16 protein-coding genes are annotated in these 15,708 nt (G+C 49.9%); 10 read left to right on the top strand and 6 right to left on the bottom strand.

Annotated features, from left to right (window positions below; translation table 11 throughout):
- Positions 1-94: 94 nt before the first annotated feature.
- Positions 95-1,888, bottom strand: coding sequence for a translational GTPase TypA (gene typA / locus H6G52_RS03850; protein ID WP_099532669.1), 1,794 nt, complete (start codon positions 1,886-1,888; stop codon positions 95-97).
- A gap of 313 nt (positions 1,889-2,201) precedes the next feature.
- The gene (gene ispG, locus H6G52_RS03845; RefSeq protein WP_190526545.1) at positions 2,202-3,446 is read right to left on the bottom strand and encodes a (E)-4-hydroxy-3-methylbut-2-enyl-diphosphate synthase; all 1,245 of its coding nucleotides are present in this window, start codon (positions 3,444-3,446) and stop codon (positions 2,202-2,204) included.
- Between the two features lie 47 nt (positions 3,447-3,493).
- Here ispG and H6G52_RS03840 point away from each other — a divergent pair, with 47 nt between their 5' ends.
- Together H6G52_RS03840 and tatA are read left to right on the top strand one after the other, a co-directional pair.
- Positions 3,494-3,757 carry a hypothetical protein gene (locus tag H6G52_RS03840; RefSeq protein WP_190526543.1) on the top strand — a complete coding sequence of 88 codons (264 nt, stop codon included), beginning with the start codon at positions 3,494-3,496 and terminating at the stop codon, positions 3,755-3,757.
- Complete coding sequence (gene tatA / locus H6G52_RS03835; RefSeq protein ID WP_190526541.1) at positions 3,724-3,933, top strand: twin-arginine translocase TatA/TatE family subunit; 210 nt, start codon at positions 3,724-3,726, stop codon at positions 3,931-3,933. Before H6G52_RS03840 ends, tatA begins: the two co-directional genes overlap by 34 nt.
- Before the next feature lie 141 nt (positions 3,934-4,074).
- Here tatA and H6G52_RS03830 read toward each other — a convergent pair whose 3' ends face one another.
- Both H6G52_RS03830 and H6G52_RS03825 read right to left on the bottom strand, forming a co-directional pair.
- A complete protein-coding gene (locus tag H6G52_RS03830) occupies positions 4,075-5,034 on the bottom strand; it encodes a hypothetical protein (protein WP_190526539.1) in 960 nt (319 codons plus the stop codon).
- 179 nt (positions 5,035-5,213) lie between these two features.
- Positions 5,214-7,952 (bottom strand): NHLP bacteriocin export ABC transporter permease/ATPase subunit, encoded by a 2,739-nt coding sequence (locus H6G52_RS03825; RefSeq protein WP_190526537.1) that lies wholly within the window; start codon positions 7,950-7,952, stop codon positions 5,214-5,216.
- A gap of 589 nt (positions 7,953-8,541) precedes the next feature.
- Between H6G52_RS03825 and H6G52_RS03820 the strand changes: the two genes are divergently transcribed.
- The 6 genes from H6G52_RS03820 (at position 8,542) to H6G52_RS03795 (ending at position 11,948) form a co-directional block, all read left to right on the top strand.
- The gene (locus H6G52_RS03820) at positions 8,542-8,760 is read left to right on the top strand and encodes a hypothetical protein (protein WP_190526536.1); all 219 of its coding nucleotides are present in this window, start codon (positions 8,542-8,544) and stop codon (positions 8,758-8,760) included.
- A gap of 70 nt (positions 8,761-8,830) precedes the next feature.
- Positions 8,831-9,055, top strand: a complete 225-nt coding sequence (locus H6G52_RS03815; RefSeq protein WP_190526534.1) for a hypothetical protein — start codon at positions 8,831-8,833, stop codon at positions 9,053-9,055.
- A 169-nt stretch (positions 9,056-9,224) separates the two neighbouring features.
- The gene (locus H6G52_RS03810) at positions 9,225-9,497 is read left to right on the top strand and encodes a hypothetical protein (RefSeq protein WP_190526532.1); all 273 of its coding nucleotides are present in this window, start codon (positions 9,225-9,227) and stop codon (positions 9,495-9,497) included.
- Positions 9,498-9,656: 159 nt separating this feature from the next.
- Entirely contained in the window at positions 9,657-9,971 is a 315-nt protein-coding gene (locus H6G52_RS03805) for a hypothetical protein (protein ID WP_190526530.1), read from the top strand.
- 208 nt (positions 9,972-10,179) lie between these two features.
- Positions 10,180-10,473, top strand: a complete 294-nt coding sequence (locus tag H6G52_RS03800) for a hypothetical protein (RefSeq protein ID WP_190526528.1) — start codon at positions 10,180-10,182, stop codon at positions 10,471-10,473.
- Positions 10,474-10,706: 233 nt separating this feature from the next.
- Positions 10,707-11,948 carry a glycosyltransferase gene (locus H6G52_RS03795; protein WP_190526526.1) on the top strand — a complete coding sequence of 414 codons (1,242 nt, stop codon included), beginning with the start codon at positions 10,707-10,709 and terminating at the stop codon, positions 11,946-11,948.
- A gap of 11 nt (positions 11,949-11,959) precedes the next feature.
- On the opposite strand, the gene H6G52_RS19000 is transcribed toward H6G52_RS03795, so the two are convergent.
- Complete coding sequence (locus H6G52_RS19000) at positions 11,960-12,112, bottom strand: hypothetical protein (protein ID WP_370567667.1); 153 nt, start codon at positions 12,110-12,112, stop codon at positions 11,960-11,962.
- Between H6G52_RS19000 and H6G52_RS03790 the strand changes: the two genes are divergently transcribed.
- Positions 12,044-13,210: a glycosyltransferase gene (locus H6G52_RS03790; RefSeq protein ID WP_370567666.1), complete on the top strand. Its 1,167-nt coding sequence runs from the start codon at positions 12,044-12,046 to the stop codon at positions 13,208-13,210. The two genes, H6G52_RS19000 and H6G52_RS03790, sit on opposite strands and share 69 nt — an antisense overlap.
- A gap of 38 nt (positions 13,211-13,248) precedes the next feature.
- On the top strand, positions 13,249-14,574 hold the full coding sequence (locus tag H6G52_RS03785) for a glycosyltransferase family 1 protein (RefSeq protein ID WP_190526523.1): 1,326 nt from the start codon (positions 13,249-13,251) through the stop codon (positions 14,572-14,574).
- Between the two features lie 41 nt (positions 14,575-14,615).
- Here the strand turns inward: H6G52_RS03785 and H6G52_RS03780 are convergent, their stop codons facing one another.
- Positions 14,616-15,593 (bottom strand): radical SAM protein, encoded by a 978-nt coding sequence (locus tag H6G52_RS03780; protein WP_190526521.1) that lies wholly within the window; start codon positions 15,591-15,593, stop codon positions 14,616-14,618.
- Between the last annotated feature and the right edge of the window lie 115 nt (positions 15,594-15,708).

Genomic DNA, 15,708 nt, shown 5'->3' with positions numbered 1-15,708 from the left:
ACAAAACTCCAGACAGCAAAAAGGCAGGAGAGATCAGTGCCTCTCCTGCCAGATGGGGAAGACGATCGCCCCGGAGCGATCGCCCTAAAACGACTTAGCGCTTAGCGAGCTTTTTTGCCGGGAGCTTCCGCAACCGAATCGATTCGGGAGTGACCTCCACCATTTCATCGGAGCCGATATATTCCAGTGCCCGTTCCAGCGTCATTTGTACCGGCGCTTGCAACTGCACCAATTCATCGCCACCGGCCGCGCGGTGGTTGGTGAGCTGCTTGGTTTTGCACACGTTCAGGTCAATGTCTTGCGGGCGGTTGTGCTCACCCACAATCATGCCCTTGTAAACCTTCGTGCCCGGTTCAATGAAGAACACACCGCGATCTTCAGCATTCTTCATGGCGTAGAAAGTGGCCACGCCTTCTTCAAAGGAAATCATCACCCCGTTGCGGCGGGTGTCGATGTCTCCCACGATCGGGCGGTAGTCATGGAAACTGTGGTTCATGATCCCTTCGCCTCGGGTCATGCGCATAAACTCGCCCCGGAACCCGATCAAACCCCGCGCCGGGATGATGAATTCCAGTTGGGTGCGGCCGTTTTCGCCCACACGCATGTCCTGCATTTCAGCGCGACGAGTCCCCAGCTTTTCGATGCAACTGCCGGATGCATCGTCGGGCACATCCAACACCAACAATTCGTAAGGTTCGCAGGGTTGGCCGTTCACTTCGCGGAAGATCACCTGCGGCTGCGACACTTGGAATTCATAGCCTTCGCGGCGCATGGTTTCGATCAAGATGCCCAGGTGCAGTTCACCCCGACCGGACACGGCCCAGCGATCGGGCGAGTCCGTTTCTTCCACACGCAGAGCCACGTTGGTTTCCAACTCGCGCATCAGGCGATCGCGTACTTGCCGCGAGGTCACAAACTTGCCCTCACGACCGGCAAAGGGTGAATCGTTGACCACAAAGGTCATTTGCAGCGTCGGCTCGTCCACCTTGATCAGCGGCAGCGCTTCGGGGTTTTCGGCGCTGGCCAAAGTTTCCCCAATGTTGGCATCGGCAAAACCGGAAATGGCCACCAGGTTACCGGCCGAAGCCTGCTCGATTTCCACCCGTTGCAGCCCTTCAAAGCCCAACAGCTTGGTAATCCGCCCCTTGGTGATTGACCCGTCTTCCTTAATCAAGGCCGCTTGTTGACCGGCGGTGACCGTCCCGTTATGGATCCGGCCAATCACAATCCGACCCAGATATTCGGAATAGTCCAGGGTGGTCACTTGCAGTTGGAAGGGTTTTTCAGGGTCGCCCACGGGCGCAGGCACATGCTCCAGAATCGCTTCAAACAAGGGCTGCATGTCCTTGTTTTCGTCGGCCAAGTCGTTCTTGGCAAAGCCAGCCATCCCCGAAGCAAACAGGTAAGGGAAGTCGCATTGGTCGTCATCGGCCCCCAGCTCGATGAACAAATCCAACACCTTATCCACAGCGGTCATGGGTTCCACGCGCGGGCGATCGATCTTGTTGACCACCACGATCGGGCGGAGACCCTTTTCCAGCGCTTTCTTCAGCACGAAGCGCGTTTGGGGCATCGGCCCTTCGTTGGCATCCACAATCAGCACGCAGCCATCAACCATGCCCAACACCCGCTCCACTTCGCCACCGAAGTCCGCGTGGCCAGGGGTGTCAACGATGTTGATCAGTGTTTCTTTGTAACGAACCGCAGTATTTTTTGACAGAATCGTGATGCCGCGCTCCCGTTCGAGGTCGTTGGAGTCCATCACGCAGGTGGGCACTTCTTCGCCCTCGCGGAAAATGCCAGATTGCTTCAGCAGCGCGTCAACCAGGGTGGTTTTACCGTGGTCAACGTGGGCAATGATGGCAACGTTACGAATCGGGAGGCTCATAGGTTGATTAGCGATGGGTTCACACGGGCCCCGCTGACAGCAAGCAGTCCAGCAGGTTGGGTCTCGGAAAGACGATTTTTGTAAAAATCTGTAATGATTCTAGCCCAGGATTGCCAATTCGCATGGGCAATGTTATTGGCAAGTGTGATTGGCCACTGACTTTTGCGGCCAAATGTGCCAAACAGTGATGCCAAATGGCTATGCCAAACCAGCTCGCCAGCGTCCGGCCACCAAGCGCAAAGGCGAGCTTGAGGGACAGTCTGGGAAGCTGGTTGGGGGCTAAGGCTGCATCAAAAACAGTCGATCGCCCGGTTTAACTGGTCGGCGGATCCACCCAACGGCCATCGGCCTTAATCAGCTCAATCAGTGCTGATACACCCTCGGTTTCCGGCACGCGCTTGATTTCGTCGCGACCCCGATACAGGGCGATCGTCCCCGGCGTTTTGCCCACATAGCCGTAGTCCGCATCGGCCATTTCGCCCGGCCCGTTCACAATGCAGCCCATCACGGCAATATCCAAGCCCACCAGGTGCTTCGTCGCTTCCCGCACTTGGTGCAGCACCTCTTCAAGGCTAAACAGCGTCCGCCCACAGGACGGGCAGGCCACATATTCCACCATCGTTTTCCGCAGGCCCAGCGATTGCAGAATGCTGTAGCAAACGGGGATTTCCTTTTCGGGGGCTTCCGTCAGCGAAACGCGAATCGTGTCGCCGATCCCTTCCGCCAGCAGGGTGGCAATCCCGGCGGTGGACTTGACCCGGCCATAGTCGCCGTCGCCCGCTTCCGTCACGCCCAAATGGATCGGGTAGGGCATCCCGGCTTCATCCAGCCGCTTGGCCAGCAACCGATAGGCCGCCAGCATCACGGGCACGCGCGAGGCCTTCATGGAAATCACCAGGTTTTGGAATTGCATGTCTTCGCAAATCCGCAGGAATTCCAAGGCCGATTCCACCATGCCCAAGGGCGTGTCGCCATAGGTAAACACCATCCGCTCCGCCAAGGAGCCGTGGTTCACGCCAATCCGCATACATTTGTTTTGCTCGCCCAGGGTTTCCACCAGGGGTTGCAGGGTTTCGCGGATTTTCTTGCCGATCGCCTCAAATTCGGCGGCGCTGTAGTCCTGGTCGGCGCGGGGCTTTTCAAACACATACAAGCCCGGATTAATCCGCACCTTATTGACGTGCTTGGCCACTTCCAGGGCGATTTTCATGCCGTTGTGGTGCACGTCGGCCACCAGCGGCACGGGGCGATAGGTGTCTTCCAGGGTTTTGCGAATGCTTTCCATGGCCTTGGCGTGGGCCAGGCTGGGGACGGTGACGCGCACAATTTCGCAACCGATTTCGTGCAGGCGACGAATGGCGGCCACAGACCCGGGAATGTCGAGGGTATCTTCATTGATCATCGACTGCACCACGACCGGATGGCCGCCACCGATCGTGATGTCGCCCACTTGCACGGGGCGGGTTTGGCGACGATGGATCGTGGTGTCAAACAGTCGATCGTCTAGGTTGGTGGCGATGCTGCCGTTGGGAACGGGGGGTTTCGGCAGGGTTTGCATGGCTTCGCTCCGATCGCGGATGGCGCGGGGTATGTCTGAAGGCGCGGATGGTTCAAGGGGTTGCCCAAATAAATGGGTTTCCCAGTTTTTTAGGTTGCCATACTTTGGGCGATCGCTTGGAGTTTGTGGCGGATTTGACGATTTGCGCTAGTGATGGAGTCAGTCAGATCCGACAATTGGTGCTATCTATGGGGGCAGCGGTACAGGCAGCGATCGGCAATCATGCGGCGATCGCAACTGAGATCGCGGGCATTCGTCGTTTAGGAGAGGCGCGATCGTGTTTGGACTGGGCTGGCCGGAAGTGCTGTTGATTTTGTTGGTGGCGATCTTGATCTTTGGCCCTAAGAAGTTGCCGCAGTTGGGCGGGGCCTTGGGCAAAACCCTGCGCGGCTTTCGGGATGAGCTAAACCCGGATGAAAAAGACCTCGATCGCCCCGCCGGCCCGCCGGACGTGGACGGAGAAGTAATCAAGGGCGATCGATCATAAATCTTGAGTTATCAACTCGATAATGAATCTTGAGTAGCTGAATTTTAATTGTGAGTAGTGCCTGTGAAGTAATGATGAATCAATGAAAGCTTTGTGGAATAAGCAATTACTTGCGAAAATCCTTGCCTCACAATCACTACCTTATTGGCTGCCCTTCTTATTGAGCGAGTTAAAAACTGTATAAAGCGAGGTGAGCTGAAAAAAGTCAATTAGGCTTTGAAGAGGTGTGTCAGGGTCTGTGGGAGTGACTGATTCCAACTGCTGAATATTGGCTGGGGTTAAATCAGAAAAAAGCTCGTTCAGGATAGTGGGAATTGCGGGGGCTGGTAAACCCTCTAACTCTTGGGGCGATCGCTTGAAGCGAGATTTGGCAAAGCTCACCTGAAACTGACTGCGTCGCAGCAGACGTTGCCGAACATTTTCAGCTAAATCAGGCTCATGAGTGGCTAAGTGCAGTAAACGCCCCGTGGCGAGCAGGTCATAAACATCAGGGTTTTCTTCAAGGAAAATGAGGCGACCTTCTTGGTTGTAGGATTCAAGTCCTTCCATAGCTAGCGAGCCAATATCCGCGATCGCTAACAGTCTAGCCACAAGGGAAATTGGGTGATCATGCTCATAGAGACTGGGCTGGTAGATAGCTTGCTCCTGGGGATCGTAGGCACAAATAGTTGCCTCGATCGCTTCTTGAATGAGATGCATATCTTCCACCGTAATCTGGGCTGAAAGATGGCTAGTTTGTTGATTAATTCCTTGAATGAATTGCCGGATCTCATGAATTGTTGCTGTTTCGCTCACTCCAGCTTCTCGGCGACGAGGGCTATGGGCATCAGTCACGGGTAAAAACACTTGCACCAGGTCATGAGCAACAGCACAAAAATCCAGCAAAATTGCTAATCGATCAGCCATTTCATGTGGTAACTCAGCACGAACCACCTGAAATAGTTGACAAGCTCGGCGTTGGACTGCCTCAATATGAGCTTGGTTGTGGTAGCACAACTTTTTTTCAAGAATTTCTTGATTAAATCGCTCTAAAACGGCTGCTTTTAGCAGCATCATTGATTCTGAAAAGGTTGAGGAAGATGCCTGAAGGTGAATATCCAATTGATTTGCCAGAATAGTTAATGGACTGGAATAATTAAACAGTGCTAAATTTCGAGTGCTAAATTTCGCTGACTCTAGATGAATTTAAATCTTAGCTGAGTATTGATCTTGCATCTATCTGAATGGGATGTTGACTCAGCCTCAATCCTATAGTGACTGATTGGACTGTAGGGAAACGCTTACATAATTTGGCGGTTCATGAGATCGGCAAATAGCCCCGCTTCCTGCATCAGGGTCTCAAAATTACCTTGCTGAATGACCTGACCGGCGGAGATGACGTAAATGCGATCGGCGTTGCGAATCGTGCTGAGACGATGAGCAATTACAATGCGGGTAACTCGTAGGCGATCGAGGCTTTCACTCACAATCGCCTGAGTTCGATTATCCAGGGCACTCGTTGCTTCATCAAAGATCAAAATCTTAGGCTTTAAAACCAATGCCCGGGCAATCAAGAGTCGTTGGCGTTGCCCCCCAGAAAGGTTGGTACCTCCCTCAGAAATGACCGTATGCATCCCCATCGGCATGTGGTCAATATCATCAGCAAAGCCAGCCATTTTGGCTGCTTCCCAGGCTTCATCCATGGTGATGAGCGCTCCCCCAGAAATATTTTCAAAGATGGAGTCGCTGTTAATTCGTCCATTTTGCAAAACAACGCCTAACTGCCGCCGAATTGCGGTCACATCTAAACCCGAGAGATCTTGACCATCATAGAAAATTGCCCCTTCTTCGGGTTGTTCAAAACCCAGCAATAGGCGAACTGTCGTTGATTTGCCGCTACCGGAAGGCCCCACCAACGCAATAAACTCACCCGGTTTGGCTTCAATTGAGATTTTATCTAAGGTTAAAGGGCCATCAGTTTGGTAACGAAAGCTAACGCGATCGAGCTTGACCCCCCCTAATAAACGTCCGGGATCGGTTTTGTCTTGATCCACCTCAGGTGGTTCTTCAATGATGGGCCGGGCACGCTCCCAAAGCACTGAAATTTCCATAATTTGAATCAAGAGATTACTCAGGCTGGTAGCACCACCCAAAAATGTGCCAAAGGCTGAGTTGAAGGCGAGGAACGTCCCGATCGAAAGACTAGACTGGAGCGGCCCTGTCCCGGCTGCTTGGGCGGGTGTGATCAGCAGAGAAGCTGACGCAAACAGCAGCGCAGGACTGACGGTTGAAAGAAATGTATTAAAAAGTGTCATGCCATCTTCGATCGCCTCTGTGCTCAATGAAAGCTTGAGCTGCTGACGAAATTGGCTGGCCCAAAAAGCAAAAGCTCGTTGTTCTGCTCCAGCAATGCGGAGCTTGGAAACTCCACCAATCAATTGCACAATCAAGCCATTTAATTCCCCCTGCATTTTCTGCAAGGGTCGCATTTGCTGGCGGGTATAGAAACTTGAAGCATTGGTCACTACAATAATCACAGCCGTAATGCCCAACGCAACGAGGGATAATGATGGACTATATACAATCATTAAGCCTAGGTTTAAGGCTGAAAAGAAGCTACTAAAAATGGTTTGTAAAACTGTTCCGCTAAGAATGCGTCGAATTTGGGAAATGGCGGAGACTCGTCCTTGCAAATCCCCGATCGTATAGTTCCGAAAGAAAGACACCCGGAGTTTTAACAGTCGATCCCAGACGGCTGATTGGGTTTCTAGATCAGCTAAGGTTTGTAAGCGCCCCGAAGCCACACTTTGAGCAATGCCAAACAAGGTATTGCCAAAGCTGGCGGCCAATAGGCAAAGTGCAAACTCCCACACCAAATTACGCTGGGCATCGGGAATGACATCAGTAATTAAAATTCCTGTGACTAATGGCGTAATCATTCCCACCAATGAGGAGAGAATACCGATGGACAAAACACTGAATAAATCACGCTCTCGCCCACGCATCGCAAATCGAAAAATGTCGATCGAGTTCATTGCCTGATCAGGAAATGCTCGATAGAACATGTGGCCCACAGGGGAGAGTTGCCGGGCCAATGCTCCAGTCAAGGGGCGGCGTTGCTCGAGGGTGGGATCGAATATTTCGTATTGCCCAGTGCCTTTAGGTAGCAGGGCTAAGGGTCGATTATCGTCAGCAGCATAGGCAAGCAACGGCCCACAATCCGCAGTCCACCATTTGCCAGTCAAAATCACTCGCCGTGTTCGGAACCGTGAAGAGCGGGCGATCGCATCCAGGGGATTTTTGATGCGTTCTGGATCTTCCGATCGCGCTGGGGGGGAAACGCTAATCCCCTTGGCTCGGGCCACCGCTCCCACAGCCGCCAGCAGCGGGCCGCCCTCATGCAAAAATTCCGCCTGCCGGGGATTAAAAACCGCCGTCAGGTCGCCCAGGGCGCGATCGCTCACCTGCTGGTTGAGGCGTTGCCGCTCATAGAATCGTTGAGCAGTGGCCTGGGTTTCCTGCTCATGCAGTTGATGTAACCCCGCCAAAACATTGAGATGAAACTGCCAGAGTCGATCGACCAAGGGAGCCGAATCGGGCACTTCGATCGCCGCGATACCCGGCAGGGAAATCTTGGCATGTTCAAACACCGCCACCCAGCGATCGCTCCACTGCCGCAACCAAGCCGCCAAGGTCTCCTCCGTCAGATCGTCGGTCGCCTCATTGACCCGATCCCCCTCCAGCCCCGAGCAACGCTCCGGCAACGGCCCCGCCACTAGCCGGCATTCCTCGTAGGGAACCGCAATCACCTGGTGGCTGCGACCTTCGGGGCGAGAGGGCACTCCAAACAATGCCTCCCCCGGTGACACATCAAATAAGAATCGCCGCTCCCCTTGGGGCACACCGTTAATGGTTACTAGGGCAAACACCGCCACCGATCCCGATCGCAACACCGCCACGCGATCGGGCCTTCCCAGGGGGACAGGTGCATTTCCCTTCAAGGTTTTCTCATCAGGATCAAAGCCAATCACTTTAGCCATAGATGCCATAAAACGAACAGACCACCCCAAATTTGAATATCGGTGACAGTACCCAAATGCAGTATTTAGACTTCATTAAAGCCTTGAATCCAGCTCGGAACCACTAAAATCATCAAAGTCTTAAAGGTTTTCAATGATCTTAAATGTTTCAGCTAATTCAGACAATTGAGTCAATGATTACTGCCTAAGATCATGAATATTTTATGCAATTTAAACCAGTAAATTTCATTACTAATAACTCAGAAACGTTGCTCAATTTACAATATTGTCTCCAGATCAAAACAATGAAAAGCTATCCATCCCACGAAATCTCCGTGTAATCACTTAGTCCGGCTTCAGTAACATTCCGATAATATTCTGAAAGCAGACTAGACCAATGGTTTAAAAGCAGAAACCCAGCACAACTCAGTTTTTAGGGTCAACATTAACTAGTCAGGAAACTAGTCAGAAATTTGCCATATGTCAAGTCGGCTTAAGTTTTACATCTAAATCTTTACCAAATTGACAGATGGCTACCGCCAGTCCATCCAGAACTCTATGCTAGCTTGGTCAAGATCGCCTACACCTGCCTTAGCAGAAAGTCATAGCCATGCCTGAAGAAAACACGGCTGAAAATAAAATCCCAGTTCCCCCTGATCAATCTTTTCCCGACCTAGAAGAAGGGGAACTCTCAGAGGAAGATCTAGAAGCTGCTGCTGGTGGTACGTTGCAAAGCAGCAGTGTGGCCATGCAATCCCAGATAGCCAACAATACCTCCGTGTCTATCAGAGACACTCAGCAGCAGATGCATCTAGGGGAATTCCCCTAGGCCAGAATGCCCGCCGATCGCCCCCGCCTCAAACACTAATAGCCGGTTCATTACTCTCTGGAGAGTCATCATGTCCGAAGAAAACACCACCGAAAACCAAGCTCCAATTGCCCCTGATCAATCTTTTCCCGACCTAGAAGAAGGGGAACTCTCAGAGGAAGATCTAGAAGCCGCTGCTGGTGGTCAATTTAAACACGGTGGGGAACGCCACAACCAGACCGCGAACTTGACATCTCCGAATATCAAGCAATCCAGATCAACAGAGGGAGGGTCGCTATCGTTCGGTGATCCCTGAATCTAGAACGTGTTCATACTAGTTTCGTCTGCTAGTGCTCCAAATTTCAGCCTGAACCCTTTATCCAGTCTGGATCTCGAGTAGCGTTGCTAAATGAGATTGGCATCAGCCTGCGATCGCCCCCGCCTCAAACACTAATAGCCGGTTCATTACTCTCTGGAGAGTCATCATGTCCGAAGAAAACACCACCGAAAACCAAGCCCCGATCGACCCCGAGTTATCCGAGACAGAGGAAGGAGAACTCTCCGACGCAGAACTCGATTCTCAGGCTGGCGGTTCGAGTCCGTCGTTCCCATCAATTCCGTCATTCCCTGCTAGTTCTGGCTTTCCCAGAAATGGCTACCATTTTGGCGAACCAACCAAGGAAAAAAACACCCCCACAGACCAGGCATCACAGCCCTCATCAACACAAGAGATGATGAAAAATTTTCGTCTTCCCTAGAATCTTGGCAGACGATCGCAGCGACCTGCTGACCATCGTCAACAGCTACAAGATGATTAGGCACTAAACTGTGGCTCAATCTCGTTTGGTTAAACAGGACTGGTTATCCTAGGTTTTCCAAACTATGATCCAATCACTCATCCTTTCTGGAGAATCGTCATGTCCGAAGAAAACACCACTGAAAACCAAGCCCCGATCGACCCTGAGCTGTCTGCCTCCTCTGAGCTGGAAGACGGGGAACTCTCGGAAGAAGAACTCGATGCCCAGTCCGGTGGTACAGGAGCACTTCTAAGTATGGAAGAGATGGCCAAGGCGTACAGCAGCACGCCCGATCTCACTAAGCCGGAAAAACAAGCCAACAGCGTCGATTCATCCTACACGTCCTATTTCGGGAACACGGGTGCTAATAAAGGCAGTGAATTGTCAAGTAATGTGAATGTTCTGCCGCTCAATCTAACCTCTAAGTTCCCTTAGTGCGATGGCGAATGTCTCTAGTTGACGGCAACAATGCCTGCTACACAAGTCAGGTTTCCAGCCATAGCTCAAAAAGCAAGGTTGAGCTATGGCTACCTAACTCCAGCAAACCCATGAATCTAGGTTATATCCAAGATTAGCCATAATTTGATATATCTTAGAAGCATCGATTAGTCCCCACTCTTTATTGATTTTCAGGTGTGCCGAGATGTCCGCAGAAAACATCGCCAATGATCAGCAACCAATCAACCCCGAAGTACCAGAACTAGAAGACGGGGAACTCTCGGAAGCAGAACTTGATGCTCAGTCCGGTGGCTCGGGGCAGAACACCCTCCTCCAGGATATGTTGCGTGGCGCTAGGCCGGATCCACATGGTAATCCTCAAAAGAAGAATGAGGACTCAAGCTATTCTTCTACCATTGGGGCACTCGGTACAGATGGGAACCCTGCAGAAACAAAGCTCCAGCACATTCCAGTTAATTTGCCCATGACGTTGCCCTAACGCATTAGTGGATATCGACAGTCACTAGTAGATCGTGAACAACAACTTCGAGATTGAGCTGTGAATTTCAGTTCAATCTCGTTTCTATTGATGGCAATTTCCAGGAATAACCACCTGTTTATTGTTAACTAAATCAGAAAAAATTCATGAATGCAGGGTTTAGGGGTTAGAACAGAACTACCAAAAGCAATATAGATTTTAGTTCTTGCCTAATTTAAGCCACTCATAATTTTATGGCGAATATTGTCATTACTAGCTCAGGAACCATGGGTGATCATTTGCCCTACATCGCCCTTGGGAAAGCCCTATTAGAGCAAGGACATCGGGTACAAATGGCTTTTGGCACACCCATGCATTCCTATGCGCTGAAATCGGGGCTAGAGACCGTAGGCTGTGGTGTAGCCTGGGGCGAAGATCATGCCAAAAAATATGCTAAAGGTTGGGATCATTGGCAACAGCAATTTTCTTCGGATCAGGAATATCGTGAGTCTATGGGACATTTCCTGAAACGGGAACTGGGAGAGTCCTTCAAGGACTTGCTCACGATTTGTGCCGATGCGGACTTGCTGATTTGTAGTGTGCAGCGCCACATTGTGGGGTGGTTGGTGGAAGAAAAACTGGGAGTCCCGTGGGTGGGCACATCGGTGATGCCCCATGCCCAAGTTCGCAATTTTGATCGGATGCTGTGCAGGCGATCAGACTTGTTTTTGAGCGTGATCAACGATATTCGCACGCAATTCGACCTGCCTAGCATCACCCTAGATGAATGGCACGAAGTCGATCGCCTGCAACCTAAACGGGCACTCCTCGGCGCGAGTCAGCACTTTGCACCCGAAATTAGTGCCTATAGTTCCTATCAACCCACAGGGTTTTGGTTCTATCAAGATCCCGACTGGCAAGATTGGCAACCCGATGCGGCGCTTTGCCAGTTTTTGGACACTGATCCCAAACCCTTATTTTTATCCTTTAGTAGTTTGCCGTTGGAAAATGCTCGATCGGTTTTGGAACTGCATGTGCGTGCGGCGGCCCAGTTAGGTCGCAGGATGTTGGTACAGCGAGGCTGGGCAGGATTCGATGAGTCACTGCTGCCAGAAGATTGCGATCGGGATGCCGTTTGGTTCACGGATTTTATTAATCAAGATTGGTTGTTTCCCCGCATTGCCGCCATCATTCACCATGGGGGCATGGGGACGATCGCCCGCGCCCTGAAAAACGGCTGTCCAATGTTAGTAGAACCCTATGGCAATGACCAATTTTTTAATGCAAAGCAAGTGTTGGGTCTAAAAGTGGGAGTCGCCATGCATCCCCACAAACTGACGGTGAATGGGTTGGTTAATGTCCTGAAAAGCAAGGTGCTAACGGATGGTTGTCGTCAAACGGCTCAACAGGTGGCGCTCAAGTTTCGCGAAGAAAATGGGCTAGAGATTGCTTGCGATGCAATCAAACAATGGCTGGCAACGCCCGTAGCTGCCTAGGAAATAACCTTCTATTCATCACGGCTTTGACTACTTAATTTATGGCAACTATTGTTATTTCCGGCACGGGAACCCACGGCGATCATTTGCCCTATATTGCCCTTGGTGCTGCCCTGCGATCGCGCGGCCATCGGGTCAAAATGGCCTTCCGTAAATCCATGCATTCCTATGTGCTCAAGGCGGGTTTAGAGGCGATCGACTATGGACAAGAGTTGACCGCTGACCAGGCGCGCCAAGATGCCAAAGATTGGGATCACTGGGAACCACCTCAAACCTCTTTTGCTGACCAAGCCACTAGCATGGAGGCTTTTCTACGGAACGATTTACCTCAGCTTTATCATCAAGCACTCGCCATTTGTGCCGATGCCGACCTTTTCATTGGCGGTCTACAGCGCCACATTGTGGGGTCAATGCTCCACCACAAGCTGGGCTTACCTTGGGTTGCCGCATCTGTAACCCCTTTCTTCCTCTGTACTGACTCGGGACAACCATCCAGCAACCAACGAGCAATTCGCCAGTTTTTCTTGTCAGTCCTAGAGGAAGTCGGCCAAGAGCTAGGTCTGGAAGGGATGAACTGGTTAGATTATGAACATAATGACCATGCACTATTAGGGTCTAGTCAACATTTCTCCCAACCGACTTTGGAGAACGCTCACTATCAGCAAATGGGCTTTTGGTTCTATGAAGATCCTGCCTGGAAAACCTGGCAACCTGATCCAATTTTGCAGGCGTTTGTTGAACAAGAACCAAAGCCACTTTTTCTATCCTTTAGCAGTATTCCTGTGACTAATCCTCGCGCAGTTTTGGAAGTTCATGTGCGCGCGGCGGCCAAATTAGGTCGTAGATTGTTGGTGCATCGAGGGTGGGCAAATTTTAATGAGTCCCTGTTGCCTGATGATTGCGATCGTGAGGCGGTCATGTTTGTAGACTTTATGCCCCAGGATTGGATTTTGTCCCATGCAGCGGCATTTTTAAATCATGGCGGTGTTGGGTCGATCGCTCGATCACTCCGTAATGATTGCCCGATGTTGATTGAACCCTTAGGCAATGATCAGTTCTTTAATGCGAAACGGATATTAGCACTACAGGTCGGAGCCGCCGCCCATCCCCATAAAATCACGCCGGACAGCCTTGCCAAAATTTTAGAGAATAAAGTTCTCTCTCCGTCAGTAAAACAGAAAACTCAAGCGCTAGGCGCAAAAATGCGTACTGAAAATGGCGCTGAAAATGCTTGCAAGCTATTGGAGTCATGGCTGAGCTAATCAAGCGATAATGATCCAATCCTAACTTTCTAGTACGAATGATTAACGTTCTTTACGACTGCTCTAGCTTAGGGATTGCCCATCGCAACCGATGGACTTTTGGCATTTCTCGGACAACGGAACAATTACTCAATCAATTACTAGAGTGTCCTGATCTATCAATGTTTGCCGGGAGCGATTTCTCCTTTGGTGTTTGGCTCTATTCCCGTTTGTATCTCAAATCGAGGAAATTAAATGAACGAGTACCTTGGCGATCAAACTCGATCAATGTCACGATCCGCAATCAAGTCAAGACGCATTTACTCAGCGAGTCCTTATTCGCTCAATTTATCCAAAAACTAAAAGCTTACAAAATAATTGAAAATGAGGTTCCATTATATCAATGGCGCGCCAAGGTCTTGGAGTTTGGATTTCAGGGGACTGCTCAGCGCGATCTCAATAATTTGGATATTTATCATTCTTCCTACTATGCAATTCCAGCTATTGTTAAGCAGCGAAAGTCTGTCAAACCAGTCCTAACAGTCCACGATATTATCCCAATCTTGCATCCTGAGTGGTGCGGACTCCTGAAGGATGGCGATCGGGAATATTTCCATCCGGAAGCCGACTTACCAACCACTCTCAAGGGTATTAACCGCAATTTTTGGATTTCTTGCCCTTCGGAGGCAACGCGACAAGATCTCTGCACTTACTTGGGTAATCAGGTAAATCCTGAGCAAGTGAAGGTTGTCCCTTGGGCCGCTTCCGATCGGTTCTATCCCTGCCAAGACCGCGAACAAATTAAGGCAGCTCAAGCAACTTATGGTATACCCACTGATCGGCCCTACATCCTGAGTTTAAGCACGTTGGAACCACGCAAAAATCTAGATGGATTAATTCGCAGTTTTTTACAATTAATTACTCAGGAAAAAATTGAAGATTTAGTCCTGGTCTTATCAGGGCGTTTAGGATGGGATTATCAGCCAATTTTGGCAGCAGCCCGGCAGTATCCCCAATTGACTGATCGCATTATTTTTACTGGCTATTTACGTGATCAAGACTTAGCACCGATCTATAGTGGGGCTGTAGCATTTGTTTACCCATCTTTTTACGAGGGATTTGGGCTGCCTCCCTTGGAAGCAATGCAATGTGGCACGCCAGTGATTACATCCAATCGATCATCCTTGCCAGAGGTGGTTGGCAACGCAGCATTGCTCGCCGATCCCAATAACTTAGATGATCTTTCTCAAAGCCTATTGGCTATTTATCGATCACCCAGCTTACGGAATGACTTGTCACGGCGATCGCTCCAACAAGCCCAGCAATTTAGTTGGCAATCTTCTGCTCAAAAAACGGTTGAGCTTTATCAACAAGCCCTTTCTTAAAGACATCTTATTAAAACCACCAACAACCGTTGATCTTGCTATTATTCATCAGCAATAATCATCTGGGCAATATGGCAATCGCGACAGGGCGCAGGAATAACACCGCGGGCTAATTCTGCAGCTAAATAAGCCTTTGAGTCTAAAATTTCTTCACGGCTGATCTCGCCTAGCTGACCAAATGACCAGCTCTCGCCCTTCACCATACAACAGGGTGTTAACCGGCCATGGCGATCAAGATTGATTCCTGAGTCTAGCCAAGGACAAGAAGCTAGTTTCCCTTTTGCAATGTCCGCTGGGCGTGGCCGAAATAGCTCATCATAGAAGTGATGATGGGGTGACTTTTGAAACCAAATTTCCTGAGCAACTTTGCTGGTCATATAACCGCGAAGACGCTGTTTTTGATCAGTCTCTAAATATTCTGATGCGATTTGGTCATCATAAACTTCTGCATATTGTGGCATGGGATTTAGCGATTGAATCGCGATCGCTCCATCCATACCCAATTGCTGATAAAGATCATAAATGTCTGGCACATCATCTACTGTCGATGCCAAAACTGTCAGGGCAAATCCTACACTGGGCTGACTCAAACCTAAGCGACTTCGCTCAGACAGTAGCTGACGAATACCCGCTTCGACAACAGCAAAGGAACCACCACGAATTCTTTGAAATTTTTCAGAATCAGCAGTCTCTAAAGAGACTCGAATAGATCGAATTTGACTATCCAAAATTTGCTGAATATAGGCATGTAGAAAACTACCATTCGTAATAAAAGAGATATAAATTCTTCGACGATTTGCTAGATCTACCATTTTAAAGAAATCGGGATTGATTAATGGCTCTCCTTCTCCTTGAAGCTCTAGGTGTTGAATTTCTGGAAAAAGTTCTAGAAATTCTGTAAACTGAGCCAGTGACAAGTTTGATTGATCCATCGATCGCCCGCAACAAAATCCACATCGAAAGTTACACTTAGTTGTCGGCTCCACTTGTGCAAATTGAATATTTTTCATGGTTTTCATGGATCAGGCATTCATTGACTACAAAATCTGAAGCAACCCAGTTAAGTAAATTACAGACTAAAACTTAAGCACTAATCATTTTTGCAAGACTGCTCCACACTCCATAACTGAAAAG

Source organism: Limnothrix sp. FACHB-881, from assembly GCF_014698135.1.
Taxonomy (GTDB): Bacteria; Cyanobacteriota; Cyanobacteriia; order CACIAM-69d; family CACIAM-69d; genus CACIAM-69d.
Note: the sequence above shows the minus strand (reverse complement) of the source record. Positions and strands in the feature narration are given on the sequence as shown.